Origin of the sequence: Streptomyces sp. SD31 (assembly GCF_052068475.1) — a bacterium.
Lineage (GTDB): Bacteria > Actinomycetota > Actinomycetes > Streptomycetales > Streptomycetaceae > Streptomyces.
Genome location: NZ_JBQHCX010000013.1, coordinates 71,564 through 86,780, shown reverse-complemented (window position 1 = coordinate 86,780; position 15,217 = coordinate 71,564). Strand labels below are relative to the sequence as shown.

12 protein-coding genes are annotated in these 15,217 nt (G+C 72.7%); 3 read left to right on the top strand and 9 right to left on the bottom strand.

Annotated features, from left to right (window positions below):
- Window positions 1-74: 74 nt before the first annotated feature.
- Genes ACTMVF_RS26895 through ACTMVF_RS26880 form a run of 4 tightly spaced genes read right to left on the bottom strand, consistent with a single transcriptional unit; the run spans window position 75 to window position 7,876 of the window.
- The gene (locus ACTMVF_RS26895) at window positions 75-4,460 is read right to left on the bottom strand and encodes an SAV_2336 N-terminal domain-related protein (RefSeq protein ID WP_441273679.1); all 4,386 of its coding nucleotides are present in this window, start codon (window positions 4,458-4,460) and stop codon (window positions 75-77) included.
- A complete protein-coding gene (locus ACTMVF_RS26890) occupies window positions 4,460-5,491 on the bottom strand; it encodes an AAA family ATPase (protein ID WP_441273678.1) in 1,032 nt (343 codons plus the stop codon). The genes ACTMVF_RS26895 and ACTMVF_RS26890 overlap by 1 nt, the downstream gene beginning before the upstream one ends.
- Before the next feature lie 28 nt (window positions 5,492-5,519).
- Entirely contained in the window at window positions 5,520-7,466 is a 1,947-nt protein-coding gene (locus ACTMVF_RS26885; RefSeq protein ID WP_441273677.1) for a VMAP-C domain-containing protein, read from the bottom strand.
- Window positions 7,467-7,468: 2 nt separating this feature from the next.
- A complete protein-coding gene (locus tag ACTMVF_RS26880; protein ID WP_441273676.1) occupies window positions 7,469-7,876 on the bottom strand; it encodes a CU044_2847 family protein in 408 nt (135 codons plus the stop codon).
- Window positions 7,877-8,064: 188 nt separating this feature from the next.
- Between ACTMVF_RS26880 and ACTMVF_RS26875 the strand changes: the two genes are divergently transcribed.
- Window positions 8,065-8,247, top strand: coding sequence for a DUF6104 family protein (locus tag ACTMVF_RS26875; protein ID WP_003997970.1), 183 nt, complete (start codon window positions 8,065-8,067; stop codon window positions 8,245-8,247).
- 189 nt (window positions 8,248-8,436) lie between these two features.
- Here the strand turns inward: ACTMVF_RS26875 and ACTMVF_RS26870 are convergent, their stop codons facing one another.
- Window positions 8,437-9,282 (bottom strand): hypothetical protein, encoded by an 846-nt coding sequence (locus ACTMVF_RS26870; protein ID WP_441273675.1) that lies wholly within the window; start codon window positions 9,280-9,282, stop codon window positions 8,437-8,439.
- A gap of 168 nt (window positions 9,283-9,450) precedes the next feature.
- Between ACTMVF_RS26870 and ACTMVF_RS26865 the strand changes: the two genes are divergently transcribed.
- Together ACTMVF_RS26865 and ACTMVF_RS26860 are read left to right on the top strand one after the other, a co-directional pair.
- Window positions 9,451-10,452 carry a DUF4097 family beta strand repeat-containing protein gene (locus ACTMVF_RS26865; protein WP_441273674.1) on the top strand — a complete coding sequence of 334 codons (1,002 nt, stop codon included), beginning with the start codon at window positions 9,451-9,453 and terminating at the stop codon, window positions 10,450-10,452.
- A 1-nt stretch (window position 10,453) separates the two neighbouring features.
- Window positions 10,454-11,503, top strand: coding sequence for a helix-turn-helix transcriptional regulator (locus ACTMVF_RS26860; RefSeq protein WP_441273673.1), 1,050 nt, complete (start codon window positions 10,454-10,456; stop codon window positions 11,501-11,503).
- Window positions 11,504-11,583: 80 nt separating this feature from the next.
- Here the strand turns inward: ACTMVF_RS26860 and ACTMVF_RS26855 are convergent, their stop codons facing one another.
- From ACTMVF_RS26855 to ACTMVF_RS26840, 4 genes are all read right to left on the bottom strand, one after another.
- Complete coding sequence (locus tag ACTMVF_RS26855; protein WP_441273672.1) at window positions 11,584-12,147, bottom strand: Clp protease N-terminal domain-containing protein; 564 nt, start codon at window positions 12,145-12,147, stop codon at window positions 11,584-11,586.
- Window positions 12,147-12,356: a helix-turn-helix domain-containing protein gene (locus tag ACTMVF_RS26850; RefSeq protein WP_003997975.1), complete on the bottom strand. Its 210-nt coding sequence runs from the start codon at window positions 12,354-12,356 to the stop codon at window positions 12,147-12,149. Before ACTMVF_RS26850 ends, ACTMVF_RS26855 begins: the two co-directional genes overlap by 1 nt.
- A gap of 107 nt (window positions 12,357-12,463) precedes the next feature.
- The gene (locus ACTMVF_RS26845) at window positions 12,464-13,426 is read right to left on the bottom strand and encodes a zinc-binding dehydrogenase (protein ID WP_441273671.1); all 963 of its coding nucleotides are present in this window, start codon (window positions 13,424-13,426) and stop codon (window positions 12,464-12,466) included.
- 261 nt (window positions 13,427-13,687) lie between these two features.
- Window positions 13,688-14,911: an NAD(P)-dependent malic enzyme gene (locus ACTMVF_RS26840; RefSeq protein WP_441273670.1), complete on the bottom strand. Its 1,224-nt coding sequence runs from the start codon at window positions 14,909-14,911 to the stop codon at window positions 13,688-13,690.
- Window positions 14,912-15,217: the final 306 nt, after the last annotated feature.

Genomic DNA, 15,217 nt, shown 5'->3' with positions numbered 1-15,217 from the left:
CACCGGGTGACCGAACGGAATCGGCCCCGACACCTCGTCCGAGGTGTCGGGGCCGATTCCTTGTCCCGGCCGTCTCAGAAGAGGGAGTGCCCGAGGGGCGGGTCGTAGAGGACCGCGAGGCCTCGGGCCCAGGCGTGGGCGGGGTTGTCCTGGTCGGCGCGGAGCAGGCGGACGCGTTCGAGGAGGTTCGCCACCGTACCGGCGGTGGACACCAACTCCGCGGCCCGGGCATGGAACTCCGCGCAGTCGCGGTGGCCGTCGCCGCGCCGCCACAGCATCAGTCCGTACCCGTTGCCCAGCGCTGCCTCCAGCGCGCCGATTCCCCTGCCGGTGCTCAACGTTCCGCAGTGGACCGGCACAGCCCCCAGGGGCGCGAACAGCAGCTCGCTGTGCGGGTCCCGGCCGGACTCGTGCAGCAGGGAAAGGGGCCGCAGCGGGCCGTTGCTGACACCGGCCCAGCGGAATCGCCGTGATGCCTCGTCGTCCTGGTGGAACAGGTTCTCCCGTTCCAGCGCCACACTGACCCGGCAGCGCTGCCCCAGTCGCTCGTGTGCGGTCTCCCATTGCTCGAACGGCTGGTCGAGCAGGGGACCGGGCGGCACGACGAAGACGACGTGTCCCCGCTCACCGTGCGCCTCGCTGAACCTGACGGCCGCCTCGAACTCGCTGTGACGGTACGCCGACAGGGGCGAGGGCCATGCGCCGGTGCTCTCCTGAACGGTCCGCAGGACCTCCCCCGCCCGGCGGCACAGCCGCCAGCCGTGTCCGCCGGGGGCCTGGACCAACTCGACGAAGATGTCCGAACGGGCAAGTGACCGGCCCTTGTCCAGGACGTCTAGCACCTGTCGCCGTGCCTCCCCGTCGAGACACCTGAAAGCCACATCCTCCGTCCACCCCCGCAGTTCGACCAGCGCCCGGTGGTCCTCCTCATGGCCCGCCCCGAGGCGATGGGCCCAGATGTGCGCGGCGCACAGGGCGATGACCTCCAGTCCTCGGCCGTACGCGGCCAACAGCCGCAGTCCGTCCCCCCAGCCGCGCGGCGCCTCGCCCACCTCTACGCCGGCCAGTGCCAGCGGGCCTCGCGCCTCATCGTGGCCGGACGGTGGGGTGAGGGCCGCCACGATTCCGTACAGGCGGGTGCGCAGCGCCGGGGTGAAGGCCGCGGGGCTGTCCCCCGTTTCCTGCGCGAGGCTCTCCTGGAGCGCGGGCCAGCTCCCGGCGTGGTCCAGGCGGCCGAGGTGGTACCGGTCGTGTGCGCGCATGATGTCGTGCCACAGGCGTGCCGTCGGCTCGGATGCCTCGAACCGGGCACGCAACGCCTCCATGGACGCGAAGACCATGCTCCGCGGGGGGCCGGGCGGGCCCAGCCAGGCCAGGCCGACGGCCGTCCCGAGATTCCGGTCGATGACGGGGCCGCCGACAGCGGACGGCGGCAGGTCGATGCCGGGCACCCGGAACCCGGGACCGAACGCCTCGGCCACTTCTCCCGTGCCGGTCCAGCGCGCCAGCCGCATCGGCAGGGCGCGCAGCCCCTGCACCAGTACCTCGCTCGGCCGCGGCCCCGGATCGGCGAGCCACACGCATTCGTGCTCGACCCCCTCGGGGAGCCGCACGAGCGCCGGTCGGGGTTCGACGGGCCCGGCCGTGTCATGGACCAACTGGCCGGGTAGCCGACGTCCGTCGTCCAGGGTGACCACGACCGTGTCCTCTTCGCCGAGCACGTCCGCCGCGGTCAGCACCCATCCCGGCGCCACCAGCACACCGCAGCCGGTGTGCGTCTCGGCCGTGCCGTCGGCGCTGAGGCCCACCACACAGCGGTGGGTCATTGCGTCCAACCGGTGCACGGGGCTCACGTACGCGGTCGGCACCGGCGCCCGGTCCACCGCCCGTGCCAGGGCCGCCGGATGGTCGGCACAGGCCTGGGCCTGCGCCTCGGCCTCCCCCCGGGACACGCGCAGCATCCGCATGAGGTAGGCGACGGAGTCCTGCCGGGTCAGGGCACCGACGGAAACGACACGGCAGCGAAGCGAGTCGGGCACCGCTCGTGCCGTGACCAGCACGTGGGTGTGCGCGGTGAGTTCGGTCAGGGCGTCGAGGTCCTGGCCGTCCCAGTCGTCGACGACCCATAGGAGGCTGTCCGGCTTCGAGCGCCGCCGCACGGATCCGGGGTGGTCGCCCGACGCCGTCCACCGCACCTCGTCGTAATCGTCCCCGAACCGATGCACGTACTCGACCGCCATCGCGGTCTTGCCGACGCCCGGTTCGCCGCTCAGGACGAGGACGGCGCCGGCCCGCCGGGCCTGCCGCAAGCGCTCGGGCAGGGCGTGGAGCTGGTCGCCACGTCCGGTGAAGTACGGGTCTCGCGAGGGCACCTGCGCCTCGTCGACCCTCATCGCTCGGGGGAATCGCGTCGCCGACGTCCGACGACGTGTGACCGCGACCCCGACGTCGAGGGCGAGCGCCTCGAGCAACAACTCCTCGGCCTCCACCTCACCGACCGCGTCCAAGGCCGGGGGGAAGCCGGGCCAGTTCTCCTCCGACAGCCGCATGCCCAGGGCGACCAGGGCGAAGAGGCCTGGCCTTCCCTCCCCGACCAGGTACAGCGCGTCCCACCACTCGTCAGGTCGACGGACACCGGGCTGGAGCAGCGCCTCACTCAGCATCACCAGCACCCGGCCGGCGGGCGGACGCGTCACACCCAGGTCGCGCACGGTCGCCAGGGCGTCGACCAGGTCCCGGTACGGCCCCGGATCCCACCGCGTCTCGACGACCTCCATGCCGTACGAATTCAGCACCCGCCCGGCCCAGGCCGCCCACGGCCGGTCGTAGCCCGCGTAGAGGATGGTGCAGCGCACGGGAGTCACGGGCTCCTCCAGAGGTGCCGTCCTGCGTTGCCGCTCCTCCGGCACCGCCACCTCACCCCCGTACCGCCGCACCACCATCCGCGACACCTCGGCGAACGCCCCCGGTACGCCCGCCTCGGCACCTTCCGGCGGCTCGCCGCCGGTGAGCAGGGCGTGGGCCAGGGCGGGGAAGTTGCGGGCCCGGCGGCCGAAGTGCCGGTCGACGTAGTCGCCGCAGTGCTTCAGCACGAGCAGGGCGTCACCGAGGGGCAGCAGGTCCAGAAGCTGTTCGCGTGCCCCCGGCAGGAACTCGTACCAGTCGTCCTGCCCGCCTCTGCGCAGCAGCCCGCTCAGCAACACCTCCGCGAGCACGGCCGGGCCGGTCGCGGGCAGCATGGCACGCTGGAGGAGCTGCATCACCGGGATGGTGAGCGGTACGGCGGACAGGAGCACGGCGAGCTCGACGGCGTGGTGGGAAGCGGTCGCCCGGAAGACGGTCAGCGGCTCCTCGGCCGGCTCCCGGTGCGCCGCCGGGTCACGCTCGGCTGCGGTGTGGTCCGCGCGGACCCAGGCCGCGGCGGCCGGCAGGGTCACTCCCGTGCTGCCGGACAGCAGCCTGGCCCAGGTGCCGAACGCCGCGCCGGTCAGGCCGAGCACCGGCACGGGCAGCGCGCCGGCCGGCGCGTGGGCGGGGGTGAAGTCCATACGTGCGCCCAGGCCTTCACGGCGGCGCAGGGTTCCCGGGAGCGCGGGCAGGTGGGTGCGCTGCCACATCCGCTGCGGCAACGGCTGGACCACGGCGACCGGCGCCGCCTGCGCCCAGTCGTGGAGGAGTCTCTGCATACGGCCGTCGCGCCAGAGCGGTCCCGCGCAGTCGCTGAGGACGAGGGTCAGCTGATGGCCGGTCGGGTCGCGCAGTTGCTCGGCGGGGCGCGGCGCACGGTCGGGGCGGCGCGAGGGGGCGACGAGGAGGGAACCGTCGGGGCCTTCGTGGACGTAGTGGACGAGCACCTCGCGGAAGGCGCCGGTGCCGGCGCAGATCTGGCTGAGCTCGCTGAGGGCCTTGTCCCAGACGGGTGTCGATGTCGAGGCGTCCATCAGCAGGAGCAGCCGGGCCTGGCGGCGGACGACGGGCGTGCGGACGGGCAGCAGCAGGCCGGTCTCCGCGGCGCGTTCCGCGGTGGCCTGTTCGTCCAGCCGGTGGGCGACGGCGCGGACCGGTGGGTGGTAGCGCTGGAGCGGCCGAAGGGCGCGCTGGAGTCGGAGGGAGCGGGGCAGGGCAGGGGCCGCGGGGACGCGCACGCGGACGTAGGAGTCGTCGAGCGGAGGCGTCGTGGCGCGCGGGCCGGAGGGCGTGGGGTCCGGATACAGGCGGGCCCGGTCGGACTCGGAACCGGCGGGACCCTGCTGTTCCGGAGTCGGTCGCCGGGCAGGCGGGGGCTCGGCGTCCGCGGGGGCCGGGCGGGGCCGCGGGGGTGGTTCGGGCCGGGCCGCCGGCTCGACGGGGGTCACATGGCGGGCCAGCCACAGGGCCTCCGCGAGCTCGCGGGCGGAGGGCTCGGCGCCCAGTGCGCGCAGCCGTTCGGCCAGCCTGCCGATCGCGCCCCCGGCACTCATCAGCGCGCTCCGTGGTCGCCGTGGTCGAGCGGGCGCATCAACAGCTCCGCCAGCCGCTGCCGGTCGGGGTGGGCGGCGCGCAGTGACTGCTGGGTCAGGTAGACGGCGTTGAGGAGCTGGTCGGCGGCGCGCAGGGAGCCGGGGCTGCTCTGCAGGAAGTGCTGGATCAGCGTCTCGTACTCCGCCGCGTCGCCGTCGCCGAAGTGAGCGCCGACCATGGCGGCCAGGCGGTCGGCGCCCGCGCGGTCGTTCGTCGGCGAGGGCAGATCGAGGTGGACGCAGCGACGCAACAGCGGGGCGGGGAAGTCCCGTTCGCGATTGCTCGTCATCACGACCACCGGGAAGGCGCGGCAGCGTACCTTGCCGTCGGTCACCGCCGCTCGGCCGCCGTCGTCGGTGAGCACCTCGGCGGTCGGTTCCACGCGGGCGATCCGCTGCAGCTCGGGGATGGTGAACTCGCCTTCCTCCAGCGCGTTCAGCAGGTCGTTAGGCAGGTCGATGTCGCTCTTGTCGAGCTCGTCCACGAGCAGCACGCGCGGCCGCTCGTACGGAAGCAGGGCGGTGCCCAGGGGCCCGAGGCGCACGTACTCCCCGATGTCCGTGCCGGCCCGCTCGCCGAGTTCCCTGGCCATCTGGATGTCCTGGAGCCGGGCGATGGCGTCGTAGCTGTACAGACCGTCACGCAGAGTGGTCCGGCTGACGATGGGCCAGTGGAGCACGCGGCCGAGGCCGAGTTCATGGGCGAGGGCGTGCGCGAGGGTGGACTTGCCGGAGCCGGGGTCGCCGGTGACGAGCAACGGCCTGCGCAGATGCAACGCGGCGTTGACCAGGTCCAGTTCCTCGGCGCGCCAGGCCGGGGCGCGGGTGCCGTGGCTGCCGAGGCGGCGGGTGGACTCGGTGCCCAGGGGCGGCAGGTCGGTCAGCGGCGGGCCGCCGTCGAAGTCACGCCAGGGCGGTGGGGCGGGTAGCCGGGTGATGCCCGCGTGGGGCTCGCCCGAGCCTGTGAAGACGTACCAGTCGGGGGTTGTCACGGGCCCTCCTCGGGCTGTTCGTGTCGGTTCAGGGCGAGTTCAGGGGCTCGTCGCAGCGTGGGACGGGGCGCTGCGGATCGTCGTAGAGGAGGGCCAGCGGCTCGGCCCACTCCGCTTCCTCGTCGCACTCGCCTATGCGTTCGCGCAGTCGGCGCAACGCCTCGGGGAGCGCCACGGCGCGGCCGGTGCGGCGCAGCAGCTTGGCGGTGTGTTCGTGCAGGTCCACACATTGCTGCCCGCAGCCGTACGTGTGCTGGACGCCGCGGGCCCACAGGGCGAGTCCGTAGCCCGCGTCGATCGCCTCCTCAAGGGCCTCCAGGCTCTCGGCCGCGGTCCTGCACAGCACGGGCACGGCGGGGCCGGGGGCCGACTCCAGGGTGGTGCGCGCGTACGCGGGCGGGTTCAGCGGAAGGGCCTCCAGGCCGCCTTCGTCGAGGGCCCGCCAGCGCTCCCGCCAGGCCTGCGCGGACAGGCCGCGGCTGTGGCCGAGGTACCGGAGCACGACCTGCCGGTGCACGCCGAAGGGACGCTCGGCGGGGTGCAGGCGGTAGCTGCGGACGGCGGCCTGGGGCCGCCAGAAGTCCACGTCCACGTCGAAGTGCTCGACAGGCAGGGCGACTTCGAGCCGGGCTCGCCGGTGGGGGGAGTCGAGCAGCTGGAACGCCTTGCCCAGGGGCTCCCTCAGCTCGTTCTGCAGCGCGGTCAGCGGTACGCCCTCCATGCCGTCGGACTCGGCCAGGGAACTGGTCGTCCCGGAGCCGCCGGGCCAGATCCACACCCGCCAGTGGAACCGGTCGGCGGGGTGGAAGGCGTCGGGCTCCAGTACGACGGTCACCACCGGGTTCCGCCCGTCGTCGCCCTGGGACCGAGGCGGGGGTGCCGCCGCGCGCTTCGGCGTCCGGCCGCCCGACAGCTTGTCCTTGAGCAGCCCCCGCTCGCCGTCCGGCAGCGTCTCCACCCGTTCCCGCAGCCAGTCCTCCAGGGCGGCGACAGGGGCCGGGCAGTCCTGGGCGCACCCCTGGGCCACGAGGGTCAGATAGTGCAGGAAGGCGATGTCGGCCCGCTCGCTGCGGTCGTACAGCCAGCCGTGGCCGTCGCGCCAGTCGCGCGGCGGTGGCGCTCCCCGCCAGTGCGGCTCGACATCGAGGACGACCTTGATGAGCCGTTGGAGGGTGTCCGTCCCCTCGGGCAGCGGCAGATCCGCCAACAGAGCGCAGGCGGTGGCGCCGTCCGACGGGCGCCACACGCGCGCGTGCGGCGCGGCCAGCCGCTCCTGCGCGGCGACCCAGCAGGTGCGGCGGGTCGCGTGGTCCCGATGGCGGTTGTGGTGCCACTGGTCGTGGGCGCGGATGAGGGCGTGGTACGGGTCGGGGCCCAGTTCGTCCCCGCCGTCCAGGGCGATCGCCTCGCCGAAGCCGCGCAGGGCGGTGGCGGCGACGGCGAGGCCACCGTCCCGGCCCCTGCGGCGGGCCTTGACGACTCCGGCGACCACCCCGTGCAGCCGGTCCAGGACGGGGCCGCCGGAGGCGCCGTGCGGTATCTCGCTCTCCGGGCCCAGGGTGACGCCGTAGTCGCCGTCGGTGCCGCTCACGAGGCAGCGGCCGCTCCATGTCTCGGGGCCGCCCGACCGTGCGCGCCAGCCGAACGCGGTGATCTCGTGCGGCCGGTCGTAGCGGTCGGTGAGCCGCACGCATGCGTGCGGCACGTCGTCCAGCAGCCGGAGCAGGACGAGGTCCTGCTCGGGGTCGACGCGGGAGCCCAGCCAGTAGGCGGGGCGGGCGCGGGCCGCTCCGTGCTCGCCCGAGACCCGTAACAGCCCCTTCCGCTCGCCGTCCTCGCCGAGGCGCAACACGTGCGCACAGCTGAGCACCCAGCCGGGCGCTACGAAGAACCCGCTGCCCCACAGCACGTCTGGGTCACCGGCCGGCCCCAGGCGTACGGTGGCCCCGCGTGTCAGGTCTTCCAGTTCGGACACGGTCAGGCTCCGCCGGCGCCGGTCCCTTCTCCGCTCGCTGTGCCGTCTCCGGTCCGCTGTGTGCCGCGTCCGTTCAGGTGCCAGGTCAGCGTCACCGAGATCGCCGCCTTCGCCTCGCCGTCCGCGAGGAGGGCCACGGCCTTGCCGGGCTTGGCGGCGAGTTCGACGCCGAACGTGGCGCTGATCTCGTCCGGCCCGGCCTCCCGGCCCGCCGCGAGGACGGCACTGCCGACGCCCGTGACGAGCTCGTTCAGCTGCTCCACCCGGGCGGAGAGCTGATCGAGGGCGCCGACGTCGTCGTAGCCGAACTCGTCCTCGTCGCCGGGAATGTCGTCGGCCCTGAGGATTCCGACCCTGGCGAGCACCGTCTGCCCTCCGGGCAGCTCGATCTCCTGGATCCTCCGCTCCATGGCTCCCCCGCACTCCGGGGCAACTCCCCTGCGCCCCTGACTGGTTGGCGCTTTCTTCGCGCCTGCGGACATTGTGCCCGCCACGCGCCCGTGGCGTGCGGAAACGCAGTGGTACGACCCGGGTCCCGGGCCACATAACCTGGAGACGTACGACCGGTGGCCACAGGCCCAGCCCCAGGAGAGCATCCGTGTACTTCACCGACCGAGGCATCGAAGAACTGGAGAAGCGGCGCGGCGAGGAGGAGATCACCTTCGAGTGGCTGGCCGAGCAGCTGCGCACGTTCGTCGACCTGAACCCGGACTTCGAGGTACCGGTGGAGCGGCTGGCGACATGGCTGGCTCGGCTGGACGACGAGGACGACGACGTGTAGGAGCTCGGCCGACCCCCTCGACATGAGGGTGCCGCTCCAGGGGCGTCCCTGGCGGACGCCTCTGCCCGGGCGCCCCGATGCGGGGCGCCCTTCGCGTTGTACGGCCGTCCGAGCGGCCGCTGGCCGTGTTGTACGGCAGCCTGCGCGGCCGTACGGCCTCTGCTCCGGCCGGACCCCGCCGCAGAACCCTCAGTCCAGCGGCCACACCGCGTTGTACACCAGCCCCAGCGCCCCGTGGACCAGCAGCACCGCGCCCGCCACGGTCCAGCCCGCGCTGCGGCGCCGCAGCCCCCAGGCCGTGACGGGCAGCCCGGCCGCGACCTGGGCGATGGCGAGCCGGTGGGACTGGGGGCCGCCGGTCCAGGGCAGCAAGGGGCCGAGGCGGCTGTCTTCGACGGCGTCGAGTTCCGCGCGGAGGGCGTTGCGCCAGCCCGCCGCCCCCTCGACGCGGACGTGCGGGTGGTTGTTGGCGGCCTCGTGGAGGCGGTCGGCGCTGTCGCCGGGGATGAGGCCGGCGGGCAGGGACACGCCCGCGCGCGTGAGGACGGCGAGCAGGCCACGCATGCGTGCCCGTGCGTCGGCCGCGGGGTCGGGTTCCGTGAGTGCGTCGAGGGCCTGCACGTCCAGCACCGGATCGAGGCCCAGGCGGCCGGCGAAGGTGTGCATGGCCTCGCCCTCGCCGGCCGGGGTGCCGTTGGCGAGCCAGACGTAGCCGACGGGGCGGCGGAAGCCGGAGGCGAGGGTGTATCCGGCGCGGTCGGCGTCCCACCAGAGGGCGAGGGCGGGCCACGGGGCGCCGACGGCGAGGGCGGTGGCCCAGCCGGTCAGGACGCGGTCGATCGGTTCGCCGCCCTCCAGCCAGGGCCTGCCCTCGGGGACCAACACGCTCCACTCCGCGCCGGCCGACGCGAGCAGCATGTGCTCGCGCAGCAGCTGGGCGGCGGGGGCGACGGACTCGGGCTCCGCGCGGCAGAGCAGCAGGGCGCCCGGCGCGGGACGGGCTTGGCGAGCGGCCCGGGACTCTTCCGTCGGCATGACAACACGCTAGGCCCATTTGTCCACCTCGCGTGATTTGTGATCACCAGAACGAGTGTCTTGACTTACGACGGCCACGATATATCGTGTTTCACGGAAGACGCGATATGGCGTGTCGTGTTCCGGTCCGGCCGTGCGGCCGCGTCCGTCGCCCAGGAGGTCCGCAGCATGTCCGAGTGGTCCGTCACAGAGCCCAGGAAGCTCACCTTCGACGAGCCGGTGAGCGAGCTCCACGTGCGCATCGTCAATGGCACGGTGAACGTGGTGGGGACGGACGAAGGTTCCGCCCGCCTGGAGGTCTCGGAGATCGAGGGCCCGCCCCTGGCGGTGACCCAGCAGGGCGGCACGCTGACGGTGGCGTACGAGGACCTGCCTTGGAAGGGCTTCCTCAAGTGGCTCGACCGCAAGGGCTGGCGCCGCAGCGCGGTGGTCTCCCTGGCGGTGCCGGCCGACACGCGCGTCGAGGTGGGCGTGGTCGGCGCCGGTGCGGTGGTCTCCGGGATAAGCGGCCCGTCGGTCGTCAAGGGCGTCACCGGCGACACGACACTCGTCGCCCTGTCCGGCCCCGTCCGCGCCGACACGGTCTCCGGGAACCTGGAGGCCCAGGCCGTCACCGGCGACCTCCGCTTCAACTCCGTCTCCGGTGACCTCACGGTCGTCGAGGGCTCCGGCTCCTCGGTGAAGGCCGACTCCGTCAGCGGCTCGATGATCGTCGACCTCGACCCGGACGGCCCGACCGACGTCCGGCTGACCAGCGTCTCGGGTGAGATCGCCATCCGCCTGCCGGCCCCGGCGGACGCGGACGTCGAGGCCAACACGGCGAGCGGCAGGATCGCCAACGCCTTCGAGGGCCTGCGGGTCCACGGCCAGTGGGGCGCCCACAAGATCACCGGCCGCCTGGGCGACGGCACCGGCAAGCTCCGGGCGACGACGGTCTCCGGCTCGATCGCCCTGCTGCGCCGCCCGCCCAAGGAGGACGAGCCGTGGGAGGCGGAGGCCTGGGAGGAGCCCGAGCCCGCCACGCCCACCTCACCGACCTCACCCACGGACTCGACGACCGACCCGGTGAACAGCGCACAGGACGACTCGGGGGACAATTCCGTCTCCGGCCAGGGCGGTGGCCCCACCACCGCCCCGGCCGACGGCACGACCGACAAGAAGGTGCTCTGACATGCCTCCCGTCTTCGCCCACGGCCGCCTCCGCCTCTACTTGCTGAAGCTGCTGGACGAAGCCCCGCGCCACGGCTACGAGGTGATCCGCCTCCTCGAGGAGCGCTTCCAGGGGCTGTACGCACCGTCGGCCGGCACCGTCTACCCCCGCCTGGCCAAGCTGGAGGCCGAGGGCCTGGTCACCCACACCACCGAGGGCGGCCGCAAGGTGTACGCCATCACGGACGCCGGACGCGCCGAACTGGCCGACCGCAGCGGCGAGTTGGCCGACCTGGAGTTGGAGATCAGGGAGTCGGTCGCCGAACTCGCCGCCGAGATCCAGGCCGATGTGCGCGGCGCGGCGGGCGACCTGCGGCGCGAGATGCGGGCGGCGGCATCCGAGGCCCGCCAGGGGAACGGCGCCGGGGCGGAAGCACCCTTCGGTGACTTCTCGGACTACACCGACAAGGAGGCGTGGCGTGCCGCCAAGGAGGAGATGCGCCGGGCCAAGCAGGAGTGGAAGGAGCAGGCCCGGCGCGCCAAGGACGAGAGCCGCCGCGCCCGCGACGAGGCGCAGCGTGCCCGACGCCAGGCCAAGGAGGCACAGGACCGCGCCCGGGCCCAGGCCCAGGAGGAGGTCCAGCGCATCGCGCGCCGGGTCCAGGAGCATGTACAGGACCATTTCGCGCGCGGTGACTGGCCGACGGGCGTGCGCGAGGGCCTGACGGAACTGGCCAAGGAGTTCGGCGACTTCGGCAAGGACTTCGGGAAGGAGTTCGGCCGGGACTTCGGCTTCGGCCGCCCCGGCACCCCCAAGTCGGCGCAGCAGCACCCCGACTACTCCGACACCCCTCAGGACTTCCCCGCCGACTACGAACCCACTTGGGCCCACGAGCCCCCCACCGGCGACCCGGCCCGCGACCTGGACCGCCTGCTCGACCGCTTCCGCGACGACATCCGTGACGCGGCGAGGGACCATGGTGTAACAGCCGACCAACTCCGCGAAACCCGCCGCCACTTGTCGACGGCGGCGGCGCACATCGGAGCGCTGCTGCGCACGCCGAAGCACTGAGCCCACTCACCAGGGCAGTGCGACCACCAACTCGGCGCACTGCCCGGGGCCGGACGCTACAGGCCTTGCGTACGCCCTTCTCAGCCGGCCTTGGCCTCTCCCTCGCCGTACAGCACCCTCGTCACGGACTCATACGTCACCCCGTGATCGGCGAGGACCTCGGCGGGCACGCCTGGGCGGCTGGTCAGAGCCAGCAGGATGTGCTCATCACCGATGTGCCGATCCCGACGGGCGACGGCCACACGCAGCGCCCGCTCCAGCACGTCCTTGGCACCCCGGCTGAACGACCGCCGCCCCGACCACCACCCCTTGTCCTTCAGGTCCCCGGACAACGCCCCCACCCCGTGCGCTTCCTCCACCCGGGCGACGATCTCCCCCACATCGATCCCCAGCCCGGCCAGCGCCTCGGCCTCGGCCTGCGACAGCCCGCCCCGGCGCCGAGCCTCACCCAAGGCCTGCCGTACGGACTCCAGCCACTGCCCGCCCCCGAGCGCGGCGAGCGCGAACGAGGCCCGGCTCCCCTCCCGATCGAGCACCGCGAGCAGCATGTGCTCGGCATCGACGGTCTGCGCCCCACCCGTCTCGGCGTGCTCGACCGCGCCCGTCACCACCGCGCGGGCGTCCTTCGTGAACCGCTCGAACATCAACGCCTCCCGTACTTCTTGTGCACGGCCTGCCTACTGACCCCGAGTTCCGCGGCGATCTCCTGCCACGACCACCCCTGATTGCGCGCGCTGCGCACCTGCACCGCCTCCAACTGCTCCAGCAGTCGGCGCAACGCGGCAACGGCCCGCAGCCCGACCCGCGGATCGCGATCACCCGCCCGCTCGGCGAGATCTGTTGCTTCGGTCATGATGTCAACGTAGGTTGACATGGCGGCTCACGTCAACCCCAGTTGACAAAAGAACGGCGGGCCCGAGGCAAAGCCCCGGACCCGCCGCAAGCGCGTGGCAAGAACCGTCAGTTGGTGAGCACGATCTTCCCGAACAGCTCCCCGGACTCCATCCGCTCGAAGCCCTCACGGGCGCGGTCCATGGGAAGCACCTCGTCGATGACAGGCCGCACACCGGTGGCGGCACAGAAGGAGAGCAGATCCTCGAGCTCGTCCTTGGTGCCCATGGTGGACCCGACGACCTTCAGTTCCAGGAAGAAGATCCGCGTGAGCTCGGCGTGCGAGGGCCGGTCACCACTGGTGGCACCGGAAATGACCAGCGTGCCGCCCGGCTTCAGCGACTTCACGGAGTGCGACCAGGTAGCGGCTCCCACCGTCTCGATCACGGCGTCCACCCGCTGCGGCAGCCGGGCCCCCGACTCCACGGCCTCCACCGCCCCCAGCTCCAGGGCACGCTTGCGCTTGGCCTCGTCCCGGCTGGTGGCGAAGACCCGCAGCCCCGCGGCCTTGCCGAGCGCGATGGCAGCCGTGGCGACCCCGCCCCCGGCTCCCTGTACGAGCACGGAGTCACCGGGTCGCACGCCCGCGTTGGTGAACAGCATCCGATAGGCCGTCAGCCAGGCGGTCGGCAGACAGGCGGCCTCCGCGAAGGAGAGCTCCTTGGGCTTGGGCAGGATGTTCCAGGTCGGCACGGCGACCTGCTCCGCGAACGTGCCCTGGTACCGCTCGGTGAGAATGGAACGGGGCTCCTTGGGTCCCACCCCATGCCCGCTCTGTCCGATCACGGAGTGCAGGACGACCTCGTTGCCGTCCTCGTCGACACCGGCGGCGTCACAGCCGAGGATCATCGGCAACTTGTCCTCCGCGAGGCCCACACCCCGCAGTGACCAGAGGTCGTGATGGTTGAGGGAGGCGGCCTTGACGTCGACGGTGCTCCAGCCGGGGCGGGCCTCTGGGGCCGGACGCTCCCCCAACTCCAGCCCCGCGAGCGGCTCGTCGCGGTCGATTCGGGCGGCGTAGACAGCGAACATGACCTTGACGATAGGTGCCCACGCCGACCGACGGAACCGCTGCGCCCTGTGACACACACCCTCTTGCCAGGGCGCCCGGCATGAGGCCGGACGGACAGGCGCCACCCGCACCCCGCAGCCGCTCCCGCCCACCCGCACGGTCCGCCGCCCCCACACACGGCACACCCCACCGAACCCGCCCTGAACCACCCGAACAGCCCACCCGCAGGCAAAGAATCGGCCCCGCCCATACCGGACGGGGCCGATCAGTCGACACTCACGTCAGCGCCGGGCGACACCCTCCGCCCGCGCCGCGGCAGCGACCGCCGCCGTGACCGCCGGAGCGACCCGCTCGTCGAAGGGCGACGGGATGACATAGTCCGCGGCGAGGTCGTCCCCCACCACGCCCGCCAACGCCTCCGCCGCCGCGATCTTCATCCCCTCGGTGATCCGAGAGGCCCGCACCTGCAGCGCGCCGGCGAAGATGCCCGGGAACGCCAGGACGTTGTTGATCTGGTTCGGGAAGTCGGACCGCCCGGTCGCCACGACCGCCGCGTACTTGTGCGCGACCTCGGGGTGCACCTCGGGGTTCGGGTTGGCCATGGCGAAGACGAAGGCGCCCTCAGCCATGGAAGCCACCGCCGCCTCCGCGACCGTACCGCCGGAGACGCCGATGAAGACGTCCGCACCCTCCAGGGCCGCCTCCAGCGACCCGGTGATGCCGGCCTTGTTGGTGAACCCGGCGAGTTCCCGCTTGACCGGAGTCAGGTCGTCCCGGTCGGCCGAGACGACGCCCTTGCGGTCCGCGACGGCCACGTCGCCGATGCCGGCCTCGACCAGCATCTTGGCGATGGCGACACCGGCCGCGCCCGCGCCGGAGATGACGGCCCGCAGGTCCGCGATGGATCGCCCGCTCAGCCGCGCGGCGTTCCGCAGGGCCGCCAGCGTCACGACCGCCGTGCCGTGCTGGTCGTCATGGAAGACCGGGATGTCGACCCGCTCCTGGAGCTTTCGCTCGATCTCGAAGCACCGCGGTGCCGAGATGTCCTCCAGATTCACGCCGCCGAAGGACGGGGCGAGGCGCACCACCGTCTCGACGATCTCGTCCACGTCCGTGCAGTCGAGCGCGATCGGGACCGCGTCCACGCCGCCGAACTGCTTGAACAGAATCGCCTTGCCTTCCATCACCGGAAGGGAGGCCTCCGGGCCGATGTCCCCGAGCCCGAGCACGGCCGTGCCGTCGGTGACGACGGCCACGACGGACGACTTCCACGTGTAGTCGTGAACGAGCTCCGGCTGCTCGGCGATCGCGGTGCACACGCGCGCCACGCCGGGTGTGTATGCGAGGGACAGGTCGTCCTTGTCACGGACCGGCACGGTGGCCTGCACAGCCATCTTGCCGCCGCGGTGCAGCGCGAACGCCGGATCGAAGGAATCGAGGGGCTCGGCCCCGCCGTCCTGATCCGTATTGCTGTCGCTGCGAGGATTGACGATCTCCGCTGCCACTTTGTCTTACCCCTTAGATCTTCATTGGTTGAGGGTGGCCACTCCTGGTGAGGGGTGGGCGGGACCGCGCATGCCCCGATCTGTTGATGCGTACGGGTCATACGCGACGGGCGCGCCGCACACGCGCCCTGAGCCCCGGATGAGGGGTGTAAAGAACCTTCTTACCGGACGGACGGCATCGACGACGAGCCCAATACGTGCAAGGTCACATGACGTGAAGGGAAACACGTATGCCGACGACACGGATCGAACACGGCCGGGCAACGACAGCGGTGCGATTCGCGGCGAAATAAGCGGACAATCGAC

What these genes read in the sequence shown, in the direction of transcription:
- ACTMVF_RS26895 (WP_441273679.1), bottom strand. Translation starts at nt 4,460, where the DNA reads ATGAGTGCCGGGGGCGCGATCGGCAGGCTGGCCGAACGGCTGCGCGCA.
- ACTMVF_RS26880 (WP_441273676.1), bottom strand. Translation starts at nt 7,876, where the DNA reads ATGGAGCGGAGGATCCAGGAGATCGAGCTGCCCGGAGGGCAGACGGTG.
- ACTMVF_RS26870 (WP_441273675.1), bottom strand. Translation starts at nt 9,282, where the DNA reads ATGCCGACGGAAGAGTCCCGGGCCGCTCGCCAAGCCCGTCCCGCGCCG.
- ACTMVF_RS26865 (WP_441273674.1), top strand. Translation starts at nt 9,451, where the DNA reads ATGTCCGAGTGGTCCGTCACAGAGCCCAGGAAGCTCACCTTCGACGAG.
- ACTMVF_RS26860 (WP_441273673.1), top strand. Translation starts at nt 10,454, where the DNA reads ATGCCTCCCGTCTTCGCCCACGGCCGCCTCCGCCTCTACTTGCTGAAG.
- ACTMVF_RS26855 (WP_441273672.1), bottom strand. Translation starts at nt 12,147, where the DNA reads ATGTTCGAGCGGTTCACGAAGGACGCCCGCGCGGTGGTGACGGGCGCG.
- ACTMVF_RS26850 (WP_003997975.1), bottom strand. Translation starts at nt 12,356, where the DNA reads ATGACCGAAGCAACAGATCTCGCCGAGCGGGCGGGTGATCGCGATCCG.
- ACTMVF_RS26845 (WP_441273671.1), bottom strand. Translation starts at nt 13,426, where the DNA reads ATGTTCGCTGTCTACGCCGCCCGAATCGACCGCGACGAGCCGCTCGCG.